Below are 26,985 nucleotides of genomic sequence, written 5' to 3' on the forward strand. Positions count from 1 at the left end.
GGGCCGCCCCGGAAACCCGGAACGGCCCGTTCGGCAGTGCGCGGACTAGTGCGCGGTGGCCTTCTCGGCACCCGCACCGGTGAGGGAGCGGACCTCCATCTCGGCCTGCTTGACGGGGTCGGCCTTGTCCTTCGACAGGATCGTGCCGACGTAGCCGAGCAGGAACGCGATCGGGATCGAGACGATGCCGGGGTTCGACAGCGGGAACAGGTCGAAGTCGGCGTTCTTGAACATCGAGGTCGGCGTGCCGGAGACGGCGGGCGACAGGATGATCAGCGTGATCGTCACGATCAGGCCGCCGTAGATGCTCCACAGCGCACCGGAGGTGTTGAACCGCTTCCAGAACAGCGAGTAGAGGATCGTCGGCAGGTTCGCCGAGGCAGCGACCGCGAAGGCCAGCGCCACGAGGAACGCGATGTTCTGGCCGTTGGCGATGATGCCGCCGCCGATGGACACGAGGCCGATGACGATCGCGGTGATGCGGGCGACCTTGACCTCGGAGTTCTTGTCCTCCTCCTGACCCTTCTTGATGATGTTGGCGTAGATGTCGTGGGCGAACGACGCCGACGCCGTGATCGTCAAGCCGGCCACGACCGCGAGGATCGTCGCGAAGGCGACGGCCGCGATCAGGCCGAGCAGGATCGGGCCACCCAGCTCCAGCGCGAGCAGCGGGGCGGCCGAGTTGGCCTTGCCGGGTGCCGCGTTGATCTTGTCAGGGCCGACGAGCGCACCGGCGCCGTAGCCGAGGACCAGGGTGAACAGGTAGAAGATGCCGATCAGCCAGATCGCCCACACGACCGAGCGGCGGGCTTCCTTCGCCGTGGGCACGGTGTAGAAGCGCATCAGGATGTGCGGCAGACCCGCGGTGCCGAGCACGAGGGCCAGCGCCAGCGAGAGGAAGTCCAGCTTGCTGGTGTCGGTCTTGCCGTACTGCAGGCCGGGGCCGAGGAGCTTCTCGCCCGCCTTCGGAGCGGCGTCGACGGCGGCACCGAGCAGCGAGGACAGGTTGAAGCCGTACTTGCCGAGCACCCAGAGGGTCATGACGCCGGCACCGGCGATCAGCAGGACCGCCTTGATGATCTGCACCCAGGTGGTGCCCTTCATGCCGCCGATGAGGACGTAGGCGATCATCAGGGCGCCGACCACGGCGATGACGAGGGCCTGGCCACCGGTGCCCGTGATGCCGAGCAGCAGGGCGACGAGACCACCGGCACCGGCCATCTGGGCCAGCAGGTAGAAGAACGAGACCGCCATGGTCGACGTGGCGGCGGCGGCGCGGACCGGGCGCTGGCGCATCCGGAAGCTCAGGACGTCGCCCATCGTGTACTTGCCGGTGTTGCGCAGCAGCTCGGCGACCAGCAGCAGCGCGACGAGCCACGCCACCAGGAAGCCGATCGAGTACAGGAAGCCGTCGTAGCCGTTGAGGGCGATGGCGCCCGCGATGCCGAGGAACGAGGCCGCGGAGAGGTAGTCACCCGCGATGGCGATGCCGTTCTGCGGGCCGGTGAAGGCACGGCCGGCGGCGAGGTAGTCGGCAGCGGTCTTCGTGTTGCGGCTCGCCCGGATGACCACGAACAGCGTGATCAGGACGAAGACGCCGAAGATGCTGATGTTGAGGATCGGGCTCGACTCGTTCACTTGCCGTCTCCCTCGATCTCACCGCGGAGCTTCTCCGCCAACGGGTCGAGGTTCTTGTTGGCGTGCCGCACGTACAGCGTCGTGATGACGAAGGTCGACACGAACTGCAGCAGGCCGAAGAGGAGCCCGACGTTGATGTTGCCGATCACCTTGGTGGACATGAAGCCGTGCGCGTAGTCCGCGAGCAGCACGTACAGCAGGTACCAGGCGAGGAAGAGGGCGGAGACGGGGAACACGAACTTGCGCAGGCGCTGCTTCAGCTCGGTGAAGTCGGCGCTCGCTTGCACGTCGACCCACTTCTGCGCATCGGGGGACGACTCGCTCGGGGTGTGCTCAGTGGTGCTCACAGTCCCCTCCTCGCGGTACTCGGCGTAGGGCTCAGCAACGTGGCGGGCACGTCATTGCCTCCAGGTGCGGTCCGTTCTTGGTCGAGAACCGTATGGAGACTTGAGTCACTCAGGTAAGACTCTGTTCGTGCCCATGCGCCCAGCAGTCGGGTGAAGCGGCGAACGGTCAGTATTCGAAGACGAAGGGCACCGAGCGTGACCGGAATCACCGTTCACCGATTCGAGTGACCAATTTTCACCCGTTCGAACCGCTGACTACTCAGCGTGTTTACGCAGATCCCCTGCGCTCGTGACCGGCCATCCTGGCCTTCTCCTCCGCGGTCCCGAAGCGGGCGACGTCGCGGTCGCGGATGAAGCCGAGCGGGTCGGGGGCGTGCAGCCGCAGCAGGATCTGGTTCACGTCGGCGGGCGCGCGCCTGCGGGTCGCCTTGCTGACGACGATCATGGTCAGGAACGCGATCGGCACGGTGATCAGCGCCGGCTGGGTGAACACGGCGGGCGCCCAGCGACCGGTGTAGGAGCTGATCACGCTGACCACCTGCGCCGTGATGACCATGCCGCCACCGACGACGAGACCGCACACGGCACCGACCCACGTGAGCCCGCGCCACCAGATCCCGAGGACCAGGAGCGGGCAGAAGGTGGACGCGGCGAGCGCGAACGACATGGCCACGGTCAGTGACGCGTCGGCCCGCGGCAGCAGCAGCGCGAGGCCGATCGCGACGAGTCCGGTGAACACCGTCGCCCACCGGAAGTCACGAACCTTGCCCGGCATGATGTCCGTCGAGACCACCCCGGCGACGGACACGACGAGCCCGGAGGAGGTCGACAGGAACGCCGCGAACGCGCCGGCCGCGACGATCGCGCCGAGGATCTGGCCGCCCAGGTTCGGCACCATCGTCTCGGGCAGCATCAGCACCGCCGCGTCGGTCTTGCCGTTCACCAGCAGCTGCGGCAGGTACAGCCGCGACAGCACGCCCAGCACCGTCGGGAAGATGTAGAACAGGCCCAGCAGGTACAGCACGTGCAGCGCGGTCCGGCGGGCCGCCTTGCCGTCCGGGTTGGTGTAGAAGCGGACCAGGACGTGCGGCAGGCCCATCGTGCCGAGGAACGTCGCGAAGATCAGCGAGTACGTCCGGAACAGGTCGGACAGGCCACCGGTCTGCGGGCGCATCCAGTCGCGGTTGGTCGTGGGCGCCCCCTCGACGACGGGCACCGGGGCGCCGGCCGTGAACTCCATGACCGTGCCGGGGCTGAGCTCGTAGACGCCGCGGCTCCAGTACACCGCGCCGTTCGCGTCCCTGCCGTCGATCCGGCCGCGCACCACCAGCTGCAGCGGCTCGTCGACGCGGACCTTGATGTCCTGCTCGGCCACGGTGATCGTCTCGGCGGCCGGGAACCTGACCACGCCACCGTCGCTGATCGGCTGCGTGCCCCGGTCCGGCGCGACGAGGAACACCACGAAGAGCACGAACGTGGGCGCGGCGATGGCGAAGAGCTTGCCCCAGTACTGGAACGCCTGCACGAGCGTGATGGCGCGCATGCCGCCGCCCAGCACGTTGACGACCACGATGGCCGTGACGACCAGCCCGCCGAGCCACGCGGGCAGGCCGGTGATCGTCGTGAGCGTCAGGCCGGCCGACTGCAGCTGCGGCACCAGGTACAGCACGCCGATGCAGACGACGAAGAACGTGCTGAAGTGCCGCACGTTCACCGACCCCAGCCGGGCCTCGGCGAAGTCCGGCAGCGTGTACGCGCCGGAGCGCCGCAGCGGTGCCGCGACGAACAGCAGCAGCGCCAGGTAGCCCGCGGTGAAGCCGATCGGGTACCAGAGCGCGTCGATGCCGTCCTTGAGCACGAGTCCGGCCACGCCCAGGAACGACGCGGCGGACAGGTACTCGCCGGAGATCGCGGCGGCGTTGCGGGTGGCGGGGATCGACCGCCGCGCCACCAGGAAGTCCGGGGTGGTGTTCGCGGTGCGGGACCCGACGTAGCCGAGCAGGAACGTCACCAGTGCGACGGCGACGATTGCGGTGAGGCTCCAGATGGTGGCGTTCACGTCAGCGGTCGACCATGTTCACGAAGTCGCGCTCGTGCCGTTCGGCCTGCCTGCGGAACACCCACCCGACCGCGTAGAGGGCCGGGAAGGGCGCGAGGCCGAGCACGAGCCAGGGGACGCCGATGCCGAGGACCTCGATGCCCCCGATCGCGGGGAACAGGTAGAAGGTGATCGGCAGCAGGCACATGCCGACCAGCACCGCGAACGCGAGCCCGAACGCGGACCTGAGCTGCTGCTTGATGAGGTCGCGGATCAGCTTCTCGCCGACGCTGGTCTGCTCCTCCAGCTCGATGATCGTGCGCGGTGCCTTGCTGCGCGACTTCGTCGAGTCCGCGAGCACCACCCTGCGCCTGCGCGGTTTGCGGGCCTGCTCACCGAGCCAGGCCTCACGGGCGGCCTGTTCGGGCTTTCCCGCGTCGTGCCTGCTCACCAGCCGCTCTTCGGCGGTCGCACGATCCGCTCCTTGAGCTCCTTGGTGTGCCTGCGGCTGACCGGGAGCTCCTTGGCGCCCTCACCGGTGCCGATCACGACCGCGTAGCCGTTCGCCGTCATCCGCAGCTCGCTCACCAGCGGCAACGCCACCAGGTACGAGCGGTGGATGCGCACGAAACCCGCGTTCGCCCAGCGCTCCTCCAGCTGCGCGAGCGGGATGCGCACGAGGTGGCTGCCCTCCTGCGTGTGCAGGCGGGCGTAGTCGCCCTGCGCCTCGACGTACCGCACGGAGGCGCGCGGCACGAGCTTGATGGTGCCGCCCAGCTCGACGGGGATGACCTCGTCGTCACTCGGCTCGGCGGGGTTCTGCGCTGCCTGGCCCGTCGCGGCCGCGGGCGCCGCGGTGCGGCCCACCCGGTCGGCGACCCGGGAGATCGCCTTGAGGACGCGTTCCTCGTTGATCGGCTTGTTGATGAAGTCGAGCGCGCCGACGTCGAACGCCGTGACGAGCGCGTCCCGTTCCTCCACACCGGTCACGAAGACCAGCGCGGGCGGGTACCGGAACGCGCTGAGCACCCGTGCGAGGTCCATGCCGGAAAGTCCGGGCATGTTGATGTCGGCGAACACCGCGTCGACCGGCGGAAGGCCGGCCTTGGTGCGCGCCATCACCTCCTGCTCGTAGTCGCCCCGCAGGATCCGCAGCGCCTCCGCGGCGTCGAACGCCGTCAGCACGCGCCGGATGTGGGGGCTGCTCTCGAGGAGGAACTTGATCTCGCTCAGGCCGGGAGCCTCGTCATCGACTGCGAGGACGAGGAGACCGGCGTTGTCTTGGATACTCACTGTGTCGGGCATCTTGCCCATCAATGTGCGGTCATGTCTACGCCGGGACCGGCCCCGACACGCCCGGTGAAACCGAACTGATGCTCACAGCCCGAATCGGGACCAGCGAGCACGTTCTTCGAGGCTTGTCAGCACCTGCGTGACGAGATCCCCCGATCGGGTGGACGCCCCGGCCAGGCCCAGCTTGGCCAGCAAGGGCCTGCGCGGTTCGACGACCGTCAGCTCGGCGTCCGGGAAGCGCTTGGCGAGCACGGACCGGATCGTGCCGATGCCGTCCGCCAGGCCCAGTTCCACGGCCTTGGCGCCGGTCCACACCTCACCGGTGAAGAGCTCGTCGTCGGCCGCCTTGAGCTTCGCGCTCCTGCGCTCCTTCACCCACGCCTTGAACTGCTCGTGCAGGTCGGCGTGCAGCCCCTTGAGCCACTCGACGTCCTCTGGCTTCTCCGCCTGGAACGGGTCGAGCCGCACCTTGTTCTCACCGGCGGTGTAGACCCGCCGCTCCACCCCCGCCTTGTCGAGCAGGCCGTTGAGCCCGAACCCGGCGCTCACGACACCGATCGAGCCGACGAGGCTCGTCCCGTGCGCGTAGATCTCGTCGCCGGCACACGCCAGCCAGTAGCCGCCCGACGCCGCGACGTCCTCGCAGAACGCGAGCACCGGCACGTGCTTCTTCGTCGCGAGCTCCCGGATGCGCTCGGCGATCAGAGCGGACTGCGTCGGCGCACCGCCGGGCGAGTTGATGAGCAGGGCCACCGCGATCAGGCGCTCGTTGTCGAACGCCCGGTTGATGGCCGTTTCCACGTTCTGGAGGCTGATCGTGTTGCGGGCCACCGGTGACGACTGCGGGGTGATGACCCCGTGCAACCGCACAGCGGCGACCACCGGCGGGCGTTCACCCCGGTCCATGACCCGCGGAAGACGGGCCGCGATCTTGTCCGTGACGCTCATGTGCTCGACAGTACGTGCGTTTCGCGGTCACGCGGGAGCCGAGCCGGGTGCAGGTTGCTCCCGCGTGACGTGGAACACGTGGTGCCGGGTTAGAGTCGACGGGTGACGTTCAACCCCATCCGCTGGCTCGAGCGCTATGTCGAGTGGTGGGACGACCGGGGCAGGCAGAACGCCGCCGGGCCGACACCGATGCACATCTACTGGATGTGGGTGAGCTGGAGCGTCTGCGCCGTCGCGCTGATCACGACCTTGGCCGTCGCAGCGCGCTGAGCTGCGGCGTTGCCGATCAGCACTTGCAGCTGGAATAGCCCTTCGCGGTGCACTTGATGCAGACGCGAACGCGTTCGGGTGCTCGTTGTTCCTGCAATTGATGATGCCCTTAGCTCGCGGCCGGCCTTCGTCGGTTCACCTGACCGGCTGTTCATTGGTCACCACCACAATCGGCAGGTTCGAGGGTGGGGTTGAGGATGGTTGCCAACACAAGTTGAGTTGGTCCGAACGGCTCTCCGCACGGTCGCTCAGGCGCGGACCACGGGCTGTTCCGCCGTCATCGGCTCGTCGGTCAGCTGCGTGCCGATGTTGAGGTTCGGCAGCACGTTCCGCGCGAACTTCGGCACCTTCAGGATGACCTTGGTGCCCGCGTTCGGGGCGGTCTCGACGACCAGCGCGTACTCGGCGCCGAACACCGTGCGCATGCGGTCGTTGATGTTGCCGATGCCGACGTGCGCACCGGTCTGGTGGGCGTCCTTGATGTCGTCGAGGCGGTCGGGGTCCATGCCGACGCCGTCGTCCTCGACGCTGATCAGCGCCTCGTTGCCGTTGTCCTCGGCGGTGATGGTGAGCATGCCGCCACCGGGCTTCCTGGCCAGGCCGTGCCGGACCGCGTTCTCGACCAGCGGCTGGAGCACGAGGAACGGCAGGACGACCTGGAGGACCTCGGGGGCGATGCGCAGGCGCACGTTCAGGCGGGAGCCGTAGCGGGCCTGCTCGATGGTCAGGTAGCGGTGGATGTTCGTCAGCTCGTCGGCGAGGGTCGTGAACAGGCCGTCGGTGCGGAACGAGTAGCGCGTGAACTCGGCGAACTCCTGCAGCAGCTCGCGGGCGTGGGCCGGGTCGGTGCGGATCAGCGAGGAGATCGTGTTCAGCGCGTTGTAGACGAAGTGCGGGGAGATCTGGGCGCGCAGTGCCTTGACCTCGGCCTGGGCGAGGGCCTGGCGCTGCTTCTGCACGACCTCCAGCTCGAGCTGGGTCGAGACGAAGCGGGCGGTCTCCTCGGCCATGCGGATCTGGCGCTTCGAGGCGACGCCGGAGACGACGATCAGGGTGCCGGCCACCTCGCCCTCGACAACCAGCGGGACCACGACGACGCTGTGCAGGGAGCACGGCCCCTGCAGCTCGCAGCCGAGCTTGCGGTGGTCGACGTGCTCCTTGTGACCGGTGTTGATCGCGCGGGCGACGGTGTCGTGGAGGTACTCGTAGTGGTCGTTGGCGCCGCCGTCCCACGACAGGACGGTGCCCTCCTCGTCGGTGATGGCGACCGCGACGCAGCGCAGCATCTCGCGCAGGTGGGGGGTGGCCTTGTTGGCGGCTTCCTCCGTCAAGCCCGCCCGGAGGTCGCTCGACGCCCTGGACATGCGGTCGAGCATGTCCATCACAGCGTCCTCGACGGAGGTGCTGACGCGTCGAGCGCGGCACAGCATCACGAAGAGGCCGAGAACGGCCAGGGTCGCGATGACGCCGAGCACAGCGCGCTCGGTCAACAGGTCGCCCACGGTGCACATGCTGTGCTGTGGGACGCCCCTATAGCAAGAGGCAGCCTCGGCGTACGCCCGTACGGTCCACCGGCCCGGGTAGACATCCGATGACTTTGGGGAGAGGGTGTGCCGGTGAAAGTGGCACTGTTCGCGACCTGCCTGACCGACACGCTCTTCCCGTCGACGGCACGTGCGGTGGTCCGTTTGCTGGAACGACTCGGCTGCACGGTCGACTTCCCGCTCGACCAGACGTGCTGCGGCCAGATGCACTTCAACACCGGCTACCGGGAGGAAGCCCGGCCGCTGGCGCGCAAGTACACCGACGTCTTCGGAGGGTACGACCACGTCGTTGCACCATCCGGGTCATGCGCGGGCATGGTTCGGGAGGTCCACCCCGCGCTGGGCACGTCTCCCCCGCGCACGTTCGAGCTCGCCGAGTTCCTCGTGGACGTGCTGGGAGTGACGGACGTCGGCGCGTGGTTCCCCCACCGCGTCACCTACCACCCCACCTGTCACTCGCTGCGCTTGTTGGGAGTCGGGGACAAGCCGCTGGCGCTGCTCAGGGCGGTCAGGGGACTCGATCTGGTGGAACTGCCCGACGCGACGCACTGCTGCGGCTTCGGCGGCACGTTCGCGGTGAAGAACGCCGAGACGTCCACGGCGATGCTGGCGGACAAGATGCGGTGCGTGCTCGACACCGGCGCCGAGGTGCTGTCCGCCGGTGACAACTCCTGCCTGATGCACATCGGCGGTGGCCTGTCCCGGTTGCGGGCCGGCGTCCGGCCCGTGCACCTGGCGGAGGTCCTGGCTTCGACGGAGGAGGACCCGTGGCGCGCAACCCCGTGACGTGGCTGGGCAGCCCGACGTTCCCGAAGGCGGCCAAGGAGGCGCTGAACGACACCCAGCTGCGGCAGAACCTGCGCAAGGCCACCGGCACCATCCGCGGTCGCCGGGCCGCCGCGGTCGCCGAGCTGGATGACTGGGAGCAGCTGCGGGTCGCCGGCGAGCAGATCAAGGACGACGTGCTGGCCCGCCTCGACACCCTGCTCGTGCAGCTGGAGGAGTCGGTCACGGCGCGCGGCGGCGTCGTCCACTGGGCCCGTGACGCCGAGGAGGCCAACCGGATCGTGCTCGGCCTCTGCCGGGAGGAGGGCGCGACCGAGGTCGTCAAGGTCAAGTCCATGGCCACCGCCGAGATCGGCCTGAACGAGGCGCTCGAAGCCGGTGGCGTGCAGGCGGTCGAGACCGACCTGGCCGAGCTGATCGTGCAGCTCGGCGACGACCGGCCGTCGCACATCCTGGTGCCCGCGATCCACCGCAACCGCTCGGAGATCCGCGACATCTTCCAGCGCCGCATGGGCGTCGAGGTGAGCGACGAACCCGCGGACCTCGCCGAGGCGGCACGGCTGTACCTGCGGCAGAAGTTCCTCACCACCGGTGTGGCGATCTCCGGCGCGAACTTCGCCGTCGCGGACACCGGGTCGATCGTGGTGCTGGAGTCCGAGGGCAACGGCCGGATGTGCCTGACCCTGCCGGACACCCTGATCACCGTGATGGGCGTCGAGAAGCTCGTGCCCACCTGGCAGGACCTGGAGGTCTTCCTCCAGCTGCTGCCGCGCTCGTCGACCGCGGAGCGGATGAACCCGTACACGAGCGTGTGGACCGGCGTGACGCCCGGCGACGGCCCGCAGCGCTTCCACCTCGTGCTGGTCGACAACGGCCGCACCGCGGTGCTGCGGGACTCCGTCGGGCGCCAGGCGCTGCGGTGCATCCGGTGCTCGGCGTGCCTGAACGTCTGCCCCGTCTACGAACGCACCGGCGGCCAGTCGTACGGCTCGGTCTACCCGGGACCGATCGGCGCGATCCTGACGCCGCAGCTGGTCGGCGACCTGCACGACCCGCAGGCGGCCTCGCTCCCCTTCGCCTCCTCGCTGTGCGGCGCGTGCTTCGAGGTGTGCCCGGTGCGGATCGACATCCCGTCGGTGCTCACCCACCTGCGCGCGGAGGTCGTGGAAGCCAAGGGCCGCACCGCGGAGTCGGTGGCGATGGCGGCCGCGGCGTGGGTGTTCGCCTCGGCCTCGCGGTACGAGAAGGCGCAGAAGGCCGGTTCGCTGGCCCGTTTCCTGGCGAAGGACGGGAAGATCAGCTCGTTGCCGTGGCCGGGGTCCAGGTGGACGTCCTCGCGGGACGTGCCCGCACCGCCCGCCCAGTCGTTCCGCGCGTGGTGGAAGGAGAACCGTGGCTAGCGCCAAGGAGGAGATACTGCGGCGCATCCGCGACGCGCGGGTGCCCGCCGCCGCACCGGTCGTGCGCGGGTACCACCGCGAAGGGCCGGGCGGCGTCGAGCTGTTCGCCGAGCGGGTCGCCGACTACCAGGCGGTCGTGCACGTCGTCACCGACGTCCCCGCGGTGCTGATCTCGTTGCGGGGCAAGCGGATCGTGGTGCCCTCCGACGTGCCGGACGAGTGGCTGGCCGACGGTGTGGAGTGGCTGCGCGAGCCGTTGTCGATCGAGGACCTGGACGGCGCGGACGGCGTGCTGACCGGGTGCGCGGTCGCGATCGCCGACACCGGCACGATCGTCCTCGACGGTGGTGTGGCTCAGGGCCGGCGCGCGCTGACGTTGCTGCCGGACCACCACGTGTGCGTGGTGCGGGCCGACCAGATCGCCGGGTCGGTGCCGGAGGCGCTGGCACGGCTGGAACCGACGCGGCCGCTGACGTTCATCAGCGGCCCGTCGGCGACGAGCGACATCGAGCTCAACCGGGTGGAGGGCGTGCACGGCCCCCGTGTCCTGGAGGTGCTCGTCCTCGTCCTCCCCGGTCAAGGGGTGGTTATTTGAGCAGGCGCGACAACCGGCGGTCGGCCAGCGGCTTGCCGCCGGTCTGGCAGGTCGGGCAGTACTGGAACGCCTTGTCCGCGAACGACACCTCGCGCACGGTGTCGCCGCACACCGGGCACGGCAGGCCGGTCCGCGCGTGCACCCGCAGGCCGGAGCGCTTCTCGCCCTTGAGCCGGGCCGCGTCCTGGCCCACCGAGCGGGCCACCGCGTCCGTCAGCGTGCTGATCATGGCCTCGTGCAGCCGGTCGAGCTGCTCGTCGTCGAGGCGCCCTGCCGTGGCGTAGGGCGAGAGGCGGGCCAAGTGCATGATCTCGTCGGAGTAGGCGTTGCCGATGCCCGCGATCAGGCCCTGGTCGGTCAGCGCGGTCTTGAGCCGCTCGGTGCGCTTGTGCAGCAGGTCCTCGAGCTGGGTGCGGGACAGCTGCAACGCGTCCGGGCCGAGCCGCGCGACCGAGGAGATCGTCTTCGGGTCGTGCACGATCCACGCGGCGAGGCCCTTCTTGGTGCCCGCCTCGGTGAGGTCGAAGCCGGGGCCCTGGCCGGGCGGGCCGAGGTGCACGCGCAACGCGAGCGGGCCGCGGCCCTGCTTGGGCGGCGGGGCCGCCATGGTGTCCGCCCAGCGCAGCCAACCGGCCCGTGCGAGGTGCACGACCAGGTGCAGGCCGTCCGCGACCTCCAGGTCCAGGTGCTTGCCGTGCCGGTGCGCGGCCACGACCTCCTGGCCCTGCAGCGCGGTCCACGGCGGGTCGAACGTCTTCAGCACCTGGAGCGACGCCACGTCGACGCGGTGCACGGTGCGGCCGACGGCGTGTTCACGCAGGTGGTGAACCAGTGCTTCTACCTCGGGCAGCTCGGGCACCGCTCCAGTGTCGCATCAGTCGACGGGTTGCAACGGGCCTTCGACGTCGGGCAGCGAGTGCATCTCGATCGTCCTGGCCACCCGCGAGGCCTCCTGGCGCACGGCGAGCGGGCCGCGGACCTGGCCGATCCACCGCTCCGGCGGCAGTTCGTCGGCGGTCGCCTTGCTCTCCGCGACCAGCGTGTGCGGGCGGCGCAGCGCCCAGCGGACCGGGAAGAACAGGAACAGGAAGATCAGCGCGAGGACCAGCCACGAGGGCACGACGACCTCCTCGGGCGTCCACGCGATCAGCACGACCGTCATGACGAGTAGCAGGCCGGCCATCATGATGCCGGGCAGCGCACCGCCGCTCACGTCGTGCTCGAAGTCGTCGGACAGCACCGGGTTGCGCCACTCGATGCGGCTGTGCACAGTCCACATCCGCCCGTCCGCACCGCGTACCAGCCGCGTCATGACACCGTCTCCCACGCTCAGTCGGTCTTGGTCAAACCGTACCGGTCGCGGGGTGAGCCTTGTGGGTGAACCTCAGTCGGTCCGCGGTTTCGGGTAGAGCGTGATCGTCGTCGACGTCGTGGGCGGCGGCGTCGGCGGGTCGCACGGCGTGGAGCTGGAGGGTGCCGGCGACGACGAGGACGACGTGTCGAGCGACTTGATCCCGCGCGGCGTCGACCCAGCCGTCTCGACGTCGGAGGGGGCCGGGTCGGAGGACTTCGCGACCGGCTCCGCGCGTTCGGTGGCCGGTTCGCGCTGCTGCTCGGTGACCGGCGGCGGCGTGGCCGTGGTCCTGCGCACCGTCTCGGGACCGGACCGGTGCGCGGCGGGGGCGATCGCGTTGCCCGGCTGCTGCTGCTCCCGCCGCTGCTGCTGTTCGGGAGCGGGCGGGGCCTGGACGAGCTCCTGGCTGTTCCCGCTGGTCGTGCCGGACGGCAGCGACTGGACGACGGGGTGCTGGTCGGGTTGCAGCATCGCCACGCCGGGACCGTCGGAGAACACCGTGGCCACGGTGCCGACCAGGCCGATCGTCGCGACGGACGCGGCGGCGATGGCCAGCTTCGCCTTGCCGAGCAGCACCTTGCCCGCGAACGCGAGCCCGAGCGTGGACGGCACGACCAGGAACGCCGCGCTGGCCCGCAGCGTCGCGCAAACCTCGTTCAGCTCGGCGTGGAGCTGCGAGCAGGACGAGCAGGCGTCCAGGTGGGCGCGGATCCGGCGTTCCTCGACGCCCTGGACCCCGCCCGCGGTGTAGGTGCCGAGCTTCGCCCTGATCGCCGCGCACGACGACCGCCCGTCGTCCACGGCCAGGTGCGCCTGCAGGTAGGCGGCCCGCAACCCTTCACGGGCGCGCCGGGCCAGCGCCGACATGGCGTTGGGCGAAAGACCGAAGTGCGGTGCCACGGTGGCGGGGCGCTCGCCCTCCACCTCGACGCGCCACAGCACGACCCGCCAGCGTTCCGGCAGGCTGGAGAAGGCACGGGTGATCAGGTTGTGCTCGGCGCGCCTGGCGGCGTTGTCGGCCACCGGCTCGGCCCGCCGGTTCAGCTCCTCGTCCTCGACCGGCACGTCCCGCCGCCGGCCGCTCCACTCCCACGCCACCCGGCGAGCGACCGTCAGCAGGTAGGTGCGCACGTGGTCGGTGGGCCCGCTGCCGCGGCGGATCGCCTGCAACATGCGGAAGAACGCCTCGGCGGTGAGGTCGTCGGCCTCGGCCGCCTCGCGGACGTGCCTGAGTGAGAAACGGCGGACCGCGTCCGCGTGCCGGGAGAACAGTTCGCCGTAGGCCGAGTCGTCTCCGTCGCGCACCCTGGCGAGCAGGTCCCGGTCGACCTCGTTCTCGTCGACCATCACAGGGCTCAACATGCCACAAGGGGCCAGACCTGCCCCTGGATGAGAACAGGTCGATACACAAGACCATCCGATCGACGTGGGCTGATCAGCGCAACGCTTTCGGTGACAGGACGGTCACAGGTGGGCGTCGGGCCGTCGGAGGAAGAAGACCCACCGGTTACCGTTGCCCTCGTGGTGGACTGGCGGGAACGGGCGACGGCACTCGTGCCGGAACTTCGCGATGTCGCCATGACCGAGGAATGGTCCTGCCACGTCTTCTTCTCCGAGCTCTCCCAGCTGACCGCGGAAGCGCACCGCGAGCAGGACGACGACGTGCTGCGGCGCGCGTACGGGTTCGCGCACTGGTGCTTCCACCAGCCGGAGCAGTTCCTGGAGAACGCGGCGCTGATCAGCTTCTACGAGCACGTGTTCGACGACTGGGACCAGCGCGAGGAAGTGGCGGCGTGGCTGCCGGTCGACGTGCTGCCGAAGGTGCGGGCGCTGTGGGAGTGGCGCTGGCCCAAGGAGCAGTTGGACGAGGTGGACCAGCTGCTGGCCGGTTTGGAGCCCCCCGGTCGAGACGCGGTTTAGCCCTGTTGTATAGTTCTCCACGTACGACAGCAAGACAGGCGGATGTAGCGCAGTTGGTAGCGCATCACCTTGCCAAGGTGAGGGTCGCGAGTTCGAGTCTCGTCATCCGCTCCACGCAGGACGGCTCATGCTCATCGAGAGCATGAGCCGTTTTGCATTCCGCCATGATTTTGGGGGCCAAGCCCCCACACCCCCGGGCAGCTCGGTTGGCCGGTGCCCAGTGGGTACCGGCCTTTTGCGTTGTCCAGGTCCCGCCACGTGGGTTCTCGGGATGATCGGCGGCCGCTCACGTGGAAAGGTGGTCATCGTTCTCTCGCATCGAACCGACAAGGACCCGGAGATCATGGCCATCACTCAGACGGCAAACGCGCACTGGGAAGGCTCTCTCGTCGAGGGCAAGGGCAACGTCGCCCTCTCCACGTCGAACGCCGGCAGCTTCGACATCGACTGGAAGGCGCGGGCCGAGGAGGCCGGCGGCAAGACCAGCCCGGAGGAGCTCATCGCGGCGGCGCACTCCTCGTGCTACTCGATGGCGCTGTCGCACGGCCTGACCGGTGCGGGTACGCCGCCCACCTCCATCGACACCAGGGCCGAGGTCAAGTTCCAGGCCGGCCAGGGCATCCTCGGGATCCACCTGACCGTGCGCGCGAACGTGCCCGGTCTGTCCGAGGAGGACTTCAAGACGGCCGCCGAGGGCGCCAAGGCGAACTGCCCGGTCTCCAAGGCGCTCGCGGCCGTCGAGATCACGCTGGACGCCGCCCTGGTCTGAACCGCAGCTCCGCGGGGCCGTGGCTGATCAGGTGCCTGCGCGGGCGGATGGGCTGCTCGACCACCTCGAACGAGCGGTCGAGCAGCTCTTCGGCCACGACGCGGCCCTGCAACCGGGCGAGGCCCGCCCCCAGGCAGTAGTGCGTGCCGTGGCCGAAGCCGAGGTGCGCGGGTGCGGCGGGGCGGCCGGGGTCGAAGGTCTCGGTGAACGCGCGCGGGTCGCGGTTGCCCGCGGCGAAGTCGAGGAACAGGTGCTCGCCCTCGGCGACCGCCGTGCCGCCGACCGACACCGGGCAGGTGGCCGTGCGGAAGAAACCGATGAGCGGCGCGTCCAGGCGCACGACCTCCTCCACCACCCCGGCGAGGCGGCGCTCGTGCCGGTCCAGCCGCAGCAGCAGGCTGGACAGCATGTTCGTGGTCGACTCGGTGCCCGCGACCACGAGTCCCAGGCAGAGCGAGAGCCGTTCCTGCTCGGACAGCTGACGGCCCTTGAACACGTCGGAGCGCCCGAAGTAGGCGCAGAACTCGTTCATGGCGGCGAAGTACGATCCGAGCACCCGTTCGCTGACCTCCTCGCCGCTGGTCAGCTCCAGCACCGGTGCCACGAACTCGCGGAACAGCGGGAAGTCCGCCTCCGGCACGCCGAGCACGTCGCCGAGGACGCCCAGCGCGAACGGCGCCGCGAACCCGCTCACGAAGTCCGCCTCCTCCGGCAGGCCGTCGAGCAACGCCCTGGCGCGCAGCCGAATCGGATCAGCCATTCGGCGCACGGCCGTCTGAGTGAATTTGTGGTTCGCCGCCGCACGAATTCGCGCGTGCCCGGCGCCGTCGGTGGTGTTGATCGAGTACATCAATTCCAGCAACCGCCGCTGTTCGGGCGGCAGCGCGGCGGCAACGTCCGCTACCTGCGGACCTGTGGCGTGCCGGGACGAGAACGCGGCCGGATCAGCCAGAACGGCGCGCAGCTCGGCATAGGCGGTCACGCGCTGGGCGTTGATTCTCGGATCGAATTCCATTGCAGCATCTTGTCCCGTTTCCAGCCTTTGTCGGAGCCCTGTTGAGCCGAGCACCCGGCTGCGGAATGTCGACGCCCTGAGTGGGCCGGCAGTCGTCCAATGCCGAACCGTTGCCTCCATCCGCCCGCCAGGAGCCGGTTCTGCGGGCACGATGGGTGCGTGGACCGGGACGAAACGCTCACGCACCTGAGCGGCGACGACTGGCTGAGACCGGACTCGTCGTCCACCCAGCTCTACCGGGACCTCTGCGCGTTGCGGGACCTGCCCGTGCGGGAGCTGACACCGACCTCGCTGCACCTGCTGGTCACGCACCAGGTCGGGCTCGACGTGACGGCAGTGCTGGCGCTGGAGCACGTGGAGGCCGACCCCCTGCGGTCCGTAGCCCTCTACCCCGGCGACCTGCTGGCCGCCCTGCTGCGGGTGGACCACTCGTTCTGGACCGACCACCCGGTGCTGCTGGAGCGGATGTCGCTGGTGCTGGACCGCCTGCGCACGCTGCCCGACGGCGACTGGCAGCTGCTGGTCTCCGCGGCCGAGCAGTTCCCCGGTTAGCCGCGCATTTCGCGCTGTCACAGGGCGTGATCAACGCGAAGGATCACAAAAGTCCGACTGAGTAGAAAAGTCCCGGTTTGCTTGACCCAATCGAGTGAACCCGATAGGCAATCCCCGTGTTGGCGGCGATGAGCGGGCCGGGAAGGCTGGCAACCGGTGCGCTCATCGGTGCCGTAGTAGCGGCGTTGTCAGTGCTCGGACCGCTTTTCGGCTCGTTCGCGGCCGGCGATTCGGAGGACCCGCAGGATGCTTATCCGGCCCGCGTTTCCCTTCTCAACACGCCTTCTTTGATGCCGACGCAGACCGAGTCACAACTACAGACAGTGTCATCTGCGCCTTCTTCAGCCCCGTCGTCGTCCGCGCCGTCTTCTTCTTCCTCCACGACAACGACTACGACCACGACGACAACAACAACGCAGGTCGTCACCACTACGACGACCACGACGACGAAACCGCCGGCTCCCACCACGACGACCACACGGCCGCGGCCTACCACCACGACGACGACCACGCGGCCTTGCGGGATCATCTTCTGCTGATCAGGCCGACCGGTTCCCGTCGTCCGGCTCAGGCAGCGTTCCTCGGGGCGAGCCGCACCACCAGCTCCAGGTCCAGCGCGTGCGCGAGGCGGTCCAGCACCGGGATCGTCGGCACCGTCCCACCTGCTTCGAACCGGGCCACCGCGGGCTGTGTCATCCCCGCCGCCTCGGCGAGCTGCGCCTGGCTCCACCCGCGCGCTTCCCGAACATCCCTGACCGAGCGGCCCAGTTCGAACGCGATGCGGGCCGCCTCGTAGGCCTCGTCGGCCCCGGCCTCAGCCATCCGCCGGTCGCGGAGTTCCTTCCAGCCGGCCAACCTCACCACTCCCCGTCGTGCTCGTCCACGGTGTGCTGCTGATCAAAGAGTTTCCTGCGCCGTCGGCATACAGCAGAACCGACCGGTACCGGTGCCGCCACCTCGAACGCAGACCGCGCCGCGCTGACCGGACGATCCGGGGCAGCACCGCGTGAACGCGGGAAATCGATGATCGGACCGCACAAGCCGAACAGAACGCCGACAGCGCCCCGACCTGCGCCTTACGGAGACCGAACCCCGGCATGTGGTCAATGTGACGGTGCCTCCCACCACAACCAGGTCACGACTTGAGAGGCCGGAACGATCGGTTCTACGAGCACGGGCACAATGTCCGGGTCATGTACGCGCGGAAGGGGGTGCCAGGGGTGACCTGGCAAGACGAGCTGCAGAAGCTCGACAACGAACTCGCCTCTGGTCGGATCTCGGCTGATGACTACCGCCGCCGCAGGGACGAGATCCTCGCGGGCTCGGCGGGTGGTTCCGCGGTTCCGAACCAGCAGCAGCAGGCGCCGTTCGCTCCCCCGTTCAAGTGGGAGGCGGTGCCGCCCAACGCGCCCAGCGCGGACGCGACCCAGGTCGTGGGCACTCAGCAACCGAAACAGCAGCCGCAGCAGCCGCAGCAGCCGCAGCAGAAGAGTGCCAACCCGGATGCCACGCAGGTGGTGAACACGCAGCAGCGGCCCAACGCCGACGCCGAGCGCACGCAGTTCGTGACGCCGGTCGCGCCGCCGAGCTGGCAGGCGCAGCCGAACTGGCAGGGGCAGCAGGCGCCGCCGCCGTGGGTCGGTGGTGACTTCGACCAGATCAACCAGCCGACGCCGGGGTGGACACACGGGCCGGAGGTCTTCGACGACAGCAGTGGCAAGGGCGGCAAGGGCAAGGTCATCGGCATCGTCCTCGCCGTGCTCCTGCTCGCCGGTCTCGGTTTCGGCGCCTACTGGTTGTGGGGTCGCGGCGGTGACAACAGCGCGGGTGGCCAGACGAGCACCCCGCCCCCGACGAGCACCACGCAGAGCGCGCCGCCGGACCCGATCCAGGTGGGCAAGGTCGCCGGCAACCCGCAGGAACGCAAGGACATCACGAACTTCACCCAGATCGAGAACCTGAAGCCGCCGTACCTGACGCCGGGTGAGGTCACCGCGTACAAGACCGCGGGTGGCGCCAAGTCGAAGCTCAGCCTGGCCACGCCGGCCAAGGGTGCGAACACCACGATCATGATCGTCACGGCGACCGACAAGGTGGCCGCGAACAACGGTGTGCTGGAGCTGAAGACCATCCAGGTCACGAACGGCATGCAGGAGATCACCTCCGACGTGCCGGAGAAGGCCGGCGCGACCCAGGTGGACGCCAAGGACGGTCAGCCCGCGCGCATCCGCGGCCACTACTCGAGCGACAAGTACATCGTGCGCATCGACGTGACGGCGGCGAGCCTCACCGAGGCGCTGGCGCTCTTCAAGGCCGCGGCGGAGACCCAGCTCAAGGCGATGCCCGCTGATGCCTGAGGTCACCGCCTGCACGGTGGTCGCGCAGAACTACCTGCCGGCCGCCCGTGTTCTCGCCCGTTCCTACCTCCGGCACCACCCCGGTCACCGGTTCGTCATCCTCGTCATCGACGCCGAGTGGGACAGCGCCGTCGACGAGGACGGCGTGCGGGTGGTCGGCCCGGCCACCGCGGGCATCGACGAGCTCGACTACCTGCGGATGGCCACCGCGTACTCGGTCACCGAGCTCGCGACGGCGGTGAAGCCGTACCTGCTGCGCCGGCTGCGCGGCGGGTCGGACGTCGTCATGTACATCGACCCGGACATCAAGGTGTTCGCGCCGATGCCGGAGCTCGCCGAGCTGGCGGTGGAGCACGGCATCGTGCTCACGCCGCACTTCCTGGCGCCCCTGCCGCGTGACGGCAAGGAACCCAGCGAAGCGGTGATCATGGGCACCGGCATCTTCAACCTGGGGTTCGTGGCGACCGGTCCGGGTTCGGAGCCGTTCCTCGACTTCTGGGCGGAACGCCTGCGGCACGACGCGATCGTCGCGCCCGAACGGCAGCTCTTCACCGACCAGCGCTGGGTCGACCAGGTGCCCGCCCTGTTCCCGAACCACGTGCTGCGCGACCCCGGTTTCAACGTGGCGTACTGGAACCTGCACGAGCGGCACGTCGAGAAGAGGGGCGAGACCTACTTCGCCGACGGGCACCCGCTGCGGTTCTTCCACTTCAGCGGCTACCGCCCGGAGCACCCGTGGCTGCTGACGTACCACTGCCAGCGCAAGCCGCGCATCCTGCTGTCGGAGAACCCCGGTCTCAAGGCGATCTGCGACGACTACGGAAGTGCGTTGCAGGCCAACGGGTACGCCGAGACGCTCGACGCGATCCCGTACGGCTTCAACAAGATGGCGGACGGCTCGAAGCTCACCCCGACCATGCGCTCGATGTACCGCAGCGCGTGGATTCGCGCCGAGGTGCCGCACGAGCGGATTTCCAAGCACGACACGGAGATCCCACCGCACGCGTTCGGTGCGGACGGCGGGCGGGCGTTCCGCGAGTGGCTGACCTCGCCGGCCACCCCTGGACAGGCCGCCGCCGGCCTGAGCCGCATGACGATGTCCGTCTACGAGGCGCGCACCGACCTGCAGCTCGCGTTCCCGGACGTGCTCGGCGCGGACGCCGCGGACTTCCGCAGCTGGTGCCGTGCCTCCGGGATCTCCGAGGGCATGCTGCCGACGTGGGGCCTGCCCGGTGAGCCGAAGCCGGTGCGCGAACCCGTCGACGAGTTCGGCGTCAACCTGCTCGGCTACCTGACCGCGGAGCTCGGGCTCGGCGAGATGGGCCGGATCGTGCACGACGCGATCGACCTCGCCGGTGTGCCGATCGTGTCCGTGGTGGAGGACCGGCTGGTCTCCAACCGCACGGACGTCGACGACCCGGAGACGCTCGGCGACCCGCGGTTCCCGGTGAGCGTGCTCGCCGTCAACGCGGACCAGACCAAGGCCGTGCTCGGCAACCACCCCGGTGTGGGGCACCACCGCTACCGCATCGGGCTGTGGGCGTGGGAGCTCGAGGACTTCCCCGAGTGGCTGCACGCAGCCTTCGCGCTCGTCGACGAGGTGTGGACGGTCAGCGACTTCTGCCGCGACGCCATCGCGCAGCACTCGCCGGTGCCGGTCAGGACGATCCCGGTGCCGGTGCGCGACCCCGGTGAGCCCGCCCCTGCTCCCACCGGTCCGGTGCAGTTCCTCTTCGCGTTCGACTTCAACAGCATCGGGCAGCGCAAGAACCCGTGGGGCGCGGTCACCGCGTTCCAGAAGGCGTTCGAGGGCCGCGACGACGTCCGCCTGGTCATCAAGGCGATCAACGGCAAGCTGCACCCGCTCAGCGCGGAACGCCTGCGCGTGCTGGCCGCCGGCGACCCGCGGATCGAGCTGCTGGAGCGCTACCTCAGCGTCCAGGAGCTGCACGACCTCTACGCGAACAGCACCGCGTACGTCTCGTTGCACCGCAGCGAGGGCTTCGGGCTGACCGTCGCCGAGGCGATGGCCCGCGCGCTGCCGGTGATCTCGACCGACTACTCGAGCACCACCGAGTTCTTCGACTCGAGCGTCGGCTGGCCGGTGCCGTACGAGCTGGTCGAGGTCGGCAAGGGCAACTTCCCGTACCACGAGACCGCGGTGTGGGCCGATCCCGACCTGGACGCCGCCGCGCGGGCCATGCGGGAGATCGCCGACGACCCGGCGGAGGCACGTCGCCGCGGCCTGGCCGCGCGGGAGCACATCCTGCGCACCAGGTCGATGGACACCGCCGCCGAGTGGATGCGCGAGCACCTGGGCAACGCCTACGAGAGCTGGCGGGGCCGGCGGTACGCCACGGCGGCTCCCAGCCCGTCGGCCGACCCGTTGCAGCCGCTGCGCGAGTCGAAGCAGGCGCTGCTGTGGCAGCCCGAGGCCAGTGCGCCGTCCCGGTTGCCGGGTGCGCCGGCGATGCGGCGGGCCGTGCTGCGCGTGATCGACCACTACGACGTGCACCAGCGCAAGGTGATGGGCGCGCTGGTGGACGGCGTCGAGGACACCGCCGGGCAGATGCTCGCGCGCATGGACTCGATGGAGCGCTCGCTGACCCACCGCCTCGACGACGTGGCGAAGAGCGTCGCCAAGACGATCGAGCGGATCGAGCGGCTGGAGCAGGTCCCCGCTCCCGACGTGGACGGCGTGCTGCGCGACCTCGCCAAGGTCAACGAGGACGTCGCCAGGGTCGGCACGGACGTCACCGAGGTCAGCCGGGCGGTCGGCTCGGTGCGCGAGCAGCTCGCGGACGCCGAACGGCGCAACCACGAGATGTTCGCCGACCGCGACGTCCGGATCGACCAGGACGAGCTCACGCTCCAGCAGGTGCGGCGCGACCTCACCGCGGTGCACGAGGCCGCGCGGCTGGACCACGCGCCGGTGCCGCGGGGCGCCCAGGTCGTGCTCTGCGACGTGGGCTCGCTGCTGGTGCCCGAGGACGACGTGGTGCTGCCGTGGCTGACCTACCACCGCTCGTGGGAGGTCAGCGAGGCCGACCTCATGGCGGAGCTGGTCGGCGACGGCGCGTTCCTCGACATCGGCGCGCACGTCGGCTACCACACGCTGCGGCTGCTCCAGTGGTCCTCGGCGCCGATCACCGCCGTGGCGGTGGAGGCGAACCCGGTGACGGCCGAGTACCTGCGGCGCAACGTGGCGACGGTCCTCCCGCCGGCGGTGGCCGACCGGGTGACCGTGCTGTCCATGGCGGCGTGGGACACCGAGACCGAGGTCGTGCTCGTCCAGGAGGAGGAGTTCAACAGCGGTGACCACCGGGTGCACGACGCCGGCGACGGCGTCACCGGTGTCACGGTCCCCGCTGTCCGCCTGGACAGCCGCGCGGAGGTCACCCGGCAGCGGATCAGCCTGGTGAAGGTCGATCTGCAGGGCCGCGACCACCGGGCCCTCGCCGGGCTCACGGACGTGCTCGAACGCGACCGCCCGCACGTCGTGTGCGAGTTCTGCCCGGACGCCATCGGCGAGCTGGGCGACGACGCGGCGCAGGTGCTCCTCACCTACCGCAAGCTCGGCTACCAGCTGACGCCGGTCGACGACAACGGACCCGTCGCGGGCGAGCGGTCGGACGACGAGCTGATCAGGATGGCCGACGAAGCCGAGACGAAGTTCATAACTCTCTGGCTTCGCCCCCTCTGAGCTGCGCCGATCTCGTACGATCTGTCCCGGCTCGCGACCATCGGTGTGAGCCGGGACATGGGGGTCGTACGTGACCGGGAGCAGCCAGGGCGCAGCCGTGCGCCGCAACGGCCTGCGCCATGCGGTCGGCACGGCGGTGGTCGTGGCGGTGCTCCTGGTCATCGGTGGTGGCAGCTGGCTCGCCTGGGGTCGTGACCTCGAACTGGCCGGTGCCCGCGACGCCCGCCCCGTGGGTGAGGCCGGGCGCGTGCCCGCCGACCGGCTCGCGCTGGCCGACATGGGCGGCGTGCACGAGAACTACCAGCCGATCCGCACGTTCGGCGGTGTCACCAAGGTCGGCTTCCTGACCGACGACGAGGTCGTCGAGTACGCCGACGCCGACGCCTCCGGTGCCCGCATGGCGGTGTCGATCTACCCCGAGGGCAAGGCCACGCTCGCGGTCGTGCAGGTCCGCGACGCCGACGCCGCCCGGGACCTCGCGGCGGAGCTGGCGGACCTCCAGGAGGAGTACGGCCTGAAGCCGGCCGAGACCCACGTGCACCGCTCCCGCGACGGCCTGCTCACCCGGACCGTCTACACGCACGAGGACCTCGTGGTGCGCCTCGAGGTGCGCGGCAAGACGTCCCGGTGGGTGCGGGAGAAGACGGCCGAGCTCGTCGAGGCGCAGCGCGAGGTGCTGGCCGCTGATGAGTGAGCCCGTCACCCAGCCGGTCGTGGCCGTGACCGCGCGGCCGCCCGGCCTGCACGCACCGGTCGCGCTGGGCACCGCCCTGGTCGCCTACAGCGTCCTCGGCGGGCTGTGGCTGAACCGGCACGGCCACTCGCCGGAGTGGCTCGTCGTCGTGCGGGAGTGGGTCAACCGGCCGCTCGGCCTCGGTGAGGACTTCGGGCTCCTCGGCCTGTCGCTGCTGCTGGTGTGCGCCGGGCACCTGCTGTTCGCGCGGGCGATGAGCACGGGGCTGCCGAGGTTCCTGGGACGGCTGGCGTGGCAGGCCGGTCTGCCGCTGGTGGTCGCGGTGGTGCTCGGCGTGCTCTTCTCGCTGTTCGCCGACCCGTTGCCGCTGGTGGTCGACTACCGGGAGAACCCGCCGGCCCTCGCGGTGCTGGCGGTCGTGGTCTTCGCGGTGCTCTGCACGGGGTCCGCGGTGCTGCTGCCGCGCAGGCCGGTCGTGGCGGTCGCCGCGCAGCTCACCGTCGTGGTCGTGCTCCTCGTGGTGGCCGGGGTCGCGGACCTCGACCAGCTGGCGATCCTGACCGCGCTGGTGGCGCTGCCGATCTGCGGCGAGCTGCAACTGCTGCTGCGCACGGGGCTCGGGCGGTTCTGGGAGGTCGCGCCGCTGGTGCTGGTCTGCTTCGTGGTGCCGGCGGTGACCGAGCACCTGTTCCGCACGGCCGCCCTGTGGTGGTTCACCGTCGCCGCGGTGGTCGCGTTCATGCTGGTGCAGCTCGCGGTGAAGGGCGAGCCGCACACCGCGCGGCCGCGGCCGGTCGACTGGCTCGTCAGCCGCGCCTTCCCCCTGGTGCTGCTGTGCGGTGTGCTGGCCTACCCGCTGCTGGGGCTGCTGCCGCTCCCGTTCAACTACCTCGTGGCGTTGCCCGTGTGGGGCCTGGGGGCCGAGCTGCTGCACCGCTGCTTCGGGAAGTCGACATGAACACGCTCACGAACGTGCCCACGACCGCGCAGGCCCGCCCGCGCGCGTCCGGCGGCTACATGCACGGCCTGGACCTCCTGCGGGTGATCGCGTCCACGGTCGGCGTCTACGTGCACACCGCGAACTGGTTCGCCGTGAACCAGCGCGAGTTCTCGTTCAGCGACTTCGTCCGGACGGTGCTGGCCGACCCGCTGCAGCTCAACCCGCACCTGTCGTTCACCGACGTCACGATCTTCATGGTGATCAGCGGCATGGTGGTCACCCACGTGGCCGACCGGGAACGGCCCGGTCAGTTCCTGCTGCGCCGCTTCGGCCGGATCATCCCGCTGCTGGTGGTGGTGCTCGTCATCTCGGCGGTGCTGATCAACCTCGGCGTGTTCCGCGCGGAGACCAAGCAGACGTCGCTGAGCTTCCTCGACGTGCTCACCGGCGTGACGCTGGCGGGCTTCTTCACCACGCCGACCGTGATCCTGGTCGGCGTCACCTGGACGTTGCTGCTGCAGATCACGTTCTACTCGTACGTGGCGGCCACGATGCCGTTGCTGCGGCGACGACCGTGGCTGCCCCCGGCGGCCGCCGCCGCCCTGATCTGCCTGACGCTCTCGCTCGCCAGCGGCCCGCAGTCCGATGCGGTGCACCGCATCGGTGTCATCGCCTGCTTCATCACGCTGATCTTCATCGGCCAGCTGATCACCCTGGTCCGGTCCGGCAAGGTGCACGTCGGCACCGGCCTCGCGATCGGCACCGTCCACTTCGGCCTGTTCGTCTGGGCCGACAAGCTCGGGGGGTACGCGTACTCGGGCGGCGGCATGGTGCGCACCGCGTTCCTGTGCATCCTGCTGGTGCTCGTGATGATGTACGTGGGCGGTCCGGTCACCAAGTCCGCGTTCGTGAAGGCCTGGTCGGCGCGGACGTACGCGATCTACCTGATCCACCCGGTCTGCATCTACCCCACGCTCGCCGCGCTGGCACCCCAGATCGGCAACGTCCCGGCGCTGCTCGTGGCGCTGCTGCTGACCGCCGCCGTGACCGAGGTCCTGCACCGCTACGTGGAGATGGCCGTGCACCGGCGCATCCGCCGGTGGGAGAAGAAGCGGTCCACGTCCGCCCCTGCGCGCTGATTCACGGCCGGACGACCGCATCGCGGCGCCGCCGACGTCGTTGTACCCGCTGGACGGGGGACGGCGGGCTCCCCTGGCCACTGACGGTGCCCGGCCCGTTACTCTTCTCGCCGCAACGGCGGTCCGGGACCGCACGAGGGCGAAGGGGGTCGGTCCCGCTGGAGTCACCAGCACGCACCCAGACCGGCGCTGACCAGGCACGTTCCGAGAAGACGCGGGTCGCGTTCATCGACATCGGCCGGGCCGTCGGCGCCCTCCTGGTCTTCTACAGCCACATCGCGGCCCAGTGGGTGGGCAAGCGCGACGAGGAATCCCGGTTCTTCGACGTGCTGAACGCCGTGTCCAGCGACCCGTTCCACATGTCGCTGCAGGGCATCGGCGAGGTCGCCGTGCCGTTCTTCTTCCTGGTCAGCGGGTTCGTCGTGACCCCGATCGCGCTGCGGCACGGCCAGACCCGCTTCGGCCTGAACCGGCTCTCGCGCGTCTACCCGCCGATGATCTTCACCGTGCTCCTGACCGCGCTGCTGATCACCGTCGGCGGCGGTCTGCTCGCGACCGGCCAGGCCCAGACGATCAGCGCGTGGACGCTGTTCACGAACTCCGTGCTGGTCAACTACCTGATCTTCCCGCAGGTCGTGCTGGTGGGCGTGGCCTGGACGCTGATCGTCGAGGTCATCTTCTACCTGGTGCTGATCCTGCTGATCCCGGTGCTCAAGCGCTGGGTGTGGCTCGGTCTCGCCATCGAGCTGACCTTCGTGTTCATCGTGCTGATGAGCCGGGCCCAGTTCGGCAAGTCGTGGTCGCTCTTCGCCGTGAACGTCTCGTACCTGCCCATTCCGATCATCGGCCAGATCATCTGGGCGACCACCACCAAGCGCATCCCGCTGTGGGCCGGCGGCGTCTACACGGCGCTGGCGTGGTCGTTGTACGTGCTCGGAGACCTGCTGAAGCTGGGCCGCGTCGACAACTCGTACAGCCTGGCGCTGGCCATCGCGGTGATGTGCTTCCTGATGGGCCTGTTCGCCGAGCCGCGGCTGCGCGAGCGGAAGTTCTGGATCGCGTTGTCCGAACGCAGTTATTCCATCTACCTGCTGCACGGCCTGATCGCGTTCGCCGTGCTGGACCTGCTGCGCCCGGCCGTTCCGCTGCTGCCGGCGGTGGTGATCGCCGTGGCGGCCACGTTCGCGTTCGTCGAGCTCAGCTACCGGTTCGTCGAGAAACCGAGCCACAAGCTCGCGCGCAGGCTCTCCCGGCCGTCGGCCAAGCCCAAGCCCACGCCCATGTCCGCGCCGGAACCAGAGCCGAAGCCGGCGCCGGAGGCAGCGGCCCCCGTGGCGGAGGAGAGCACCGAGATCACTCCGGCGCGGGAGCACCGGGACTCGCGCGCGATCGTGGCGGCCGAGGTGACGATCGAGCTGCCGCGCGTGCGCAAACGGGCCGTTCCCGCCGTCGCTGCCGCGGAGGACGAGGACCACACGCAGGTCCTGCCGCGCGTGCCGAACTACCCGACCACCGACCCGGACGAGGGTTCCCGCCGCCGGCGACTGGACGACAACGCCCGCGGGGCCGTGACCGTGGCCGCATTGCTCGCCGAGCAAACCCAGAGGGAACAGGCCAGAAAAGATCACCGGTCCGAGCGGCGCAGCCGGGAGAATCGACCGGCTCAGTGAGTCGCTCCCACTT

At 69.8% G+C, this 26,985-nt stretch carries 27 protein-coding genes and 1 tRNA gene; 15 read left to right on the forward strand and 13 right to left on the reverse strand.

Annotated elements, in window-relative coordinates:
• Positions 1–45: 45 nt before the first annotated feature.
• From AB0A63_RS29485 to AB0A63_RS29510, 6 genes are all read right to left on the reverse strand, one after another.
• Positions 46–1,638: a cation acetate symporter gene (locus AB0A63_RS29485; protein ID WP_360397018.1), complete on the reverse strand. Its 1,593-nt coding sequence runs from the start codon at positions 1,636–1,638 to the stop codon at positions 46–48.
• Positions 1,635–1,985, reverse strand: coding sequence for a DUF485 domain-containing protein (locus AB0A63_RS29490; RefSeq protein ID WP_360397019.1), 351 nt, complete (start codon positions 1,983–1,985; stop codon positions 1,635–1,637). The genes AB0A63_RS29485 and AB0A63_RS29490 overlap by 4 nt, the downstream gene beginning before the upstream one ends.
• A 268-nt stretch (positions 1,986–2,253) precedes the next feature.
• Positions 2,254–4,044 (reverse strand): cation acetate symporter, encoded by a 1,791-nt coding sequence (locus tag AB0A63_RS29495; RefSeq protein ID WP_360397020.1) that lies wholly within the window; start codon positions 4,042–4,044, stop codon positions 2,254–2,256.
• 1 nt (position 4,045) lies between these two features.
• Positions 4,046–4,474: a hypothetical protein gene (locus AB0A63_RS29500; protein ID WP_360397021.1), complete on the reverse strand. Its 429-nt coding sequence runs from the start codon at positions 4,472–4,474 to the stop codon at positions 4,046–4,048.
• Positions 4,471–5,337 carry a LytTR family DNA-binding domain-containing protein gene (locus AB0A63_RS29505; protein ID WP_360397022.1) on the reverse strand — a complete coding sequence of 289 codons (867 nt, stop codon included), beginning with the start codon at positions 5,335–5,337 and terminating at the stop codon, positions 4,471–4,473. The genes AB0A63_RS29500 and AB0A63_RS29505 overlap by 4 nt, the downstream gene beginning before the upstream one ends.
• Before the next feature lie 63 nt (positions 5,338–5,400).
• A complete protein-coding gene (locus tag AB0A63_RS29510; RefSeq protein ID WP_360397023.1) occupies positions 5,401–6,264 on the reverse strand; it encodes a S49 family peptidase in 864 nt (287 codons plus the stop codon).
• 102 nt (positions 6,265–6,366) lie between these two features.
• Between AB0A63_RS29510 and AB0A63_RS29515 the strand changes: the two genes are divergently transcribed.
• A complete protein-coding gene (locus AB0A63_RS29515) occupies positions 6,367–6,534 on the forward strand; it encodes a hypothetical protein (protein ID WP_360397024.1) in 168 nt (55 codons plus the stop codon).
• Positions 6,535–6,782: 248 nt separating this feature from the next.
• Here AB0A63_RS29515 and AB0A63_RS29520 read toward each other — a convergent pair whose 3' ends face one another.
• A complete protein-coding gene (locus AB0A63_RS29520; RefSeq protein WP_360397025.1) occupies positions 6,783–8,045 on the reverse strand; it encodes a histidine kinase in 1,263 nt (420 codons plus the stop codon).
• Positions 8,046–8,156: 111 nt separating this feature from the next.
• On the opposite strand from AB0A63_RS29520, the gene AB0A63_RS29525 reads away from it, so the two are divergent.
• Genes AB0A63_RS29525 through AB0A63_RS29535 form a run of 3 tightly spaced genes read left to right on the forward strand, consistent with a single transcriptional unit; the run spans position 8,157 to position 10,859 of the window.
• Positions 8,157–8,864 (forward strand): (Fe-S)-binding protein, encoded by a 708-nt coding sequence (locus AB0A63_RS29525; protein ID WP_360397107.1) that lies wholly within the window; start codon positions 8,157–8,159, stop codon positions 8,862–8,864.
• The gene (locus AB0A63_RS29530; protein ID WP_360397026.1) at positions 8,846–10,264 is read left to right on the forward strand and encodes a LutB/LldF family L-lactate oxidation iron-sulfur protein; all 1,419 of its coding nucleotides are present in this window, start codon (positions 8,846–8,848) and stop codon (positions 10,262–10,264) included. The genes AB0A63_RS29525 and AB0A63_RS29530 overlap by 19 nt, the downstream gene beginning before the upstream one ends.
• Positions 10,257–10,859 carry an LUD domain-containing protein gene (locus AB0A63_RS29535; RefSeq protein WP_360397027.1) on the forward strand — a complete coding sequence of 201 codons (603 nt, stop codon included), beginning with the start codon at positions 10,257–10,259 and terminating at the stop codon, positions 10,857–10,859. Before AB0A63_RS29530 ends, AB0A63_RS29535 begins: the two co-directional genes overlap by 8 nt.
• Here AB0A63_RS29535 and AB0A63_RS29540 read toward each other — a convergent pair.
• From AB0A63_RS29540 to AB0A63_RS29550, 3 genes are all read right to left on the reverse strand, one after another.
• Positions 10,852–11,718: a DNA-formamidopyrimidine glycosylase family protein gene (locus AB0A63_RS29540; RefSeq protein ID WP_360397028.1), complete on the reverse strand. Its 867-nt coding sequence runs from the start codon at positions 11,716–11,718 to the stop codon at positions 10,852–10,854. The two genes, AB0A63_RS29535 and AB0A63_RS29540, sit on opposite strands and share 8 nt — an antisense overlap.
• A gap of 15 nt (positions 11,719–11,733) precedes the next feature.
• Entirely contained in the window at positions 11,734–12,171 is a 438-nt protein-coding gene (locus AB0A63_RS29545; RefSeq protein ID WP_360397029.1) for a DUF983 domain-containing protein, read from the reverse strand.
• 72 nt (positions 12,172–12,243) lie between these two features.
• A complete protein-coding gene (locus AB0A63_RS29550) occupies positions 12,244–13,575 on the reverse strand; it encodes a sigma-70 family RNA polymerase sigma factor (protein WP_360397030.1) in 1,332 nt (443 codons plus the stop codon).
• Positions 13,576–13,734: 159 nt separating this feature from the next.
• Between AB0A63_RS29550 and AB0A63_RS29555 the strand changes: the two genes are divergently transcribed.
• The 3 genes from AB0A63_RS29555 to AB0A63_RS29565 all read left to right on the forward strand — a co-directional run bounded on the left by AB0A63_RS29555 (position 13,735) and on the right by AB0A63_RS29565 (position 14,902).
• Entirely contained in the window at positions 13,735–14,133 is a 399-nt protein-coding gene (locus AB0A63_RS29555) for a hypothetical protein (RefSeq protein ID WP_360397031.1), read from the forward strand.
• A gap of 38 nt (positions 14,134–14,171) precedes the next feature.
• Positions 14,172–14,247, forward strand: a tRNA-Gly gene (locus AB0A63_RS29560).
• 229 nt (positions 14,248–14,476) lie between these two features.
• Complete coding sequence (locus AB0A63_RS29565; protein ID WP_360397032.1) at positions 14,477–14,902, forward strand: OsmC family peroxiredoxin; 426 nt, start codon at positions 14,477–14,479, stop codon at positions 14,900–14,902.
• Here the strand turns inward: AB0A63_RS29565 and AB0A63_RS29570 are convergent.
• Positions 14,877–15,662 carry a cytochrome P450 gene (locus AB0A63_RS29570; RefSeq protein WP_360397033.1) on the reverse strand — a complete coding sequence of 262 codons (786 nt, stop codon included), beginning with the start codon at positions 15,660–15,662 and terminating at the stop codon, positions 14,877–14,879. The two genes, AB0A63_RS29565 and AB0A63_RS29570, sit on opposite strands and share 26 nt — an antisense overlap.
• Positions 15,663–15,716: 54 nt before the next feature.
• Here AB0A63_RS29570 and AB0A63_RS29575 point away from each other — a divergent pair, with 54 nt between their 5' ends.
• Positions 15,717–15,962, forward strand: coding sequence for a hypothetical protein (locus AB0A63_RS29575; protein WP_360397034.1), 246 nt, complete (start codon positions 15,717–15,719; stop codon positions 15,960–15,962).
• A 114-nt stretch (positions 15,963–16,076) separates the two neighbouring features.
• Positions 16,077–16,469, forward strand: coding sequence for a contact-dependent growth inhibition system immunity protein (locus tag AB0A63_RS29580; RefSeq protein ID WP_360397035.1), 393 nt, complete (start codon positions 16,077–16,079; stop codon positions 16,467–16,469).
• A 250-nt stretch (positions 16,470–16,719) separates the two neighbouring features.
• Here AB0A63_RS29580 and AB0A63_RS29585 read toward each other — a convergent pair whose 3' ends face one another.
• Both AB0A63_RS29585 and AB0A63_RS29590 read right to left on the reverse strand, forming a co-directional pair.
• Complete coding sequence (locus tag AB0A63_RS29585; RefSeq protein WP_360397036.1) at positions 16,720–16,980, reverse strand: hypothetical protein; 261 nt, start codon at positions 16,978–16,980, stop codon at positions 16,720–16,722.
• A gap of 56 nt (positions 16,981–17,036) precedes the next feature.
• Positions 17,037–17,324: a helix-turn-helix transcriptional regulator gene (locus AB0A63_RS29590; protein WP_360397037.1), complete on the reverse strand. Its 288-nt coding sequence runs from the start codon at positions 17,322–17,324 to the stop codon at positions 17,037–17,039.
• Positions 17,325–17,689: 365 nt separating this feature from the next.
• On the opposite strand from AB0A63_RS29590, the gene AB0A63_RS29595 reads away from it, so the two are divergent.
• From AB0A63_RS29595 to AB0A63_RS29620, 6 genes are all read left to right on the forward strand, one after another.
• Entirely contained in the window at positions 17,690–18,826 is a 1,137-nt protein-coding gene (locus AB0A63_RS29595; RefSeq protein WP_360397038.1) for an SHOCT domain-containing protein, read from the forward strand.
• Positions 18,819–22,529: an FkbM family methyltransferase gene (locus AB0A63_RS29600; RefSeq protein ID WP_360397039.1), complete on the forward strand. Its 3,711-nt coding sequence runs from the start codon at positions 18,819–18,821 to the stop codon at positions 22,527–22,529. Before AB0A63_RS29595 ends, AB0A63_RS29600 begins: the two co-directional genes overlap by 8 nt.
• A gap of 70 nt (positions 22,530–22,599) precedes the next feature.
• On the forward strand, positions 22,600–23,223 hold the full coding sequence (locus AB0A63_RS29605) for a hypothetical protein (RefSeq protein WP_360397040.1): 624 nt from the start codon (positions 22,600–22,602) through the stop codon (positions 23,221–23,223).
• Positions 23,216–24,181 carry a hypothetical protein gene (locus tag AB0A63_RS29610; RefSeq protein WP_360397041.1) on the forward strand — a complete coding sequence of 322 codons (966 nt, stop codon included), beginning with the start codon at positions 23,216–23,218 and terminating at the stop codon, positions 24,179–24,181. The genes AB0A63_RS29605 and AB0A63_RS29610 overlap by 8 nt, the downstream gene beginning before the upstream one ends.
• Positions 24,178–25,302, forward strand: coding sequence for an acyltransferase (locus AB0A63_RS29615; RefSeq protein WP_360397042.1), 1,125 nt, complete (start codon positions 24,178–24,180; stop codon positions 25,300–25,302). Before AB0A63_RS29610 ends, AB0A63_RS29615 begins: the two co-directional genes overlap by 4 nt.
• 86 nt (positions 25,303–25,388) lie before the next feature.
• A complete protein-coding gene (locus AB0A63_RS29620; protein ID WP_360397043.1) occupies positions 25,389–26,972 on the forward strand; it encodes an acyltransferase in 1,584 nt (527 codons plus the stop codon).
• The last annotated feature ends 13 nt before the right edge of the window (positions 26,973–26,985 follow it).

It is taken from the genome of Lentzea sp. NPDC042327 (assembly GCF_040647275.1).
GTDB lineage: Bacteria > Actinomycetota > Actinomycetes > Mycobacteriales > Pseudonocardiaceae > Lentzea.

Excerpts from the sequence above, each read along its gene's own strand:
- AB0A63_RS29545 (WP_360397029.1), bottom strand. The coding sequence starts at position 12,171 with ATGACGCGGCTGGTACGCGGTGCGGACGGGCGGATGTGGACTGTGCAC.
- AB0A63_RS29505 (WP_360397022.1), bottom strand. The coding sequence starts at position 5,337 with ATGGGCAAGATGCCCGACACAGTGAGTATCCAAGACAACGCCGGTCTC.
- AB0A63_RS29615 (WP_360397042.1), top strand. The coding sequence starts at position 24,178 with ATGAACACGCTCACGAACGTGCCCACGACCGCGCAGGCCCGCCCGCGC.
- AB0A63_RS29520 (WP_360397025.1), bottom strand. The coding sequence starts at position 8,045 with ATGTGCACCGTGGGCGACCTGTTGACCGAGCGCGCTGTGCTCGGCGTC.
- AB0A63_RS29610 (WP_360397041.1), top strand. The coding sequence starts at position 23,216 with ATGAGTGAGCCCGTCACCCAGCCGGTCGTGGCCGTGACCGCGCGGCCG.
- AB0A63_RS29570 (WP_360397033.1), bottom strand. The coding sequence starts at position 15,662 with ATGGCTGATCCGATTCGGCTGCGCGCCAGGGCGTTGCTCGACGGCCTG.
- AB0A63_RS29510 (WP_360397023.1), bottom strand. The coding sequence starts at position 6,264 with ATGAGCGTCACGGACAAGATCGCGGCCCGTCTTCCGCGGGTCATGGAC.
- AB0A63_RS29600 (WP_360397039.1), top strand. The coding sequence starts at position 18,819 with ATGCCTGAGGTCACCGCCTGCACGGTGGTCGCGCAGAACTACCTGCCG.
- AB0A63_RS29550 (WP_360397030.1), bottom strand. The coding sequence starts at position 13,575 with ATGTTGAGCCCTGTGATGGTCGACGAGAACGAGGTCGACCGGGACCTG.
- AB0A63_RS29565 (WP_360397032.1), top strand. The coding sequence starts at position 14,477 with ATGGCCATCACTCAGACGGCAAACGCGCACTGGGAAGGCTCTCTCGTC.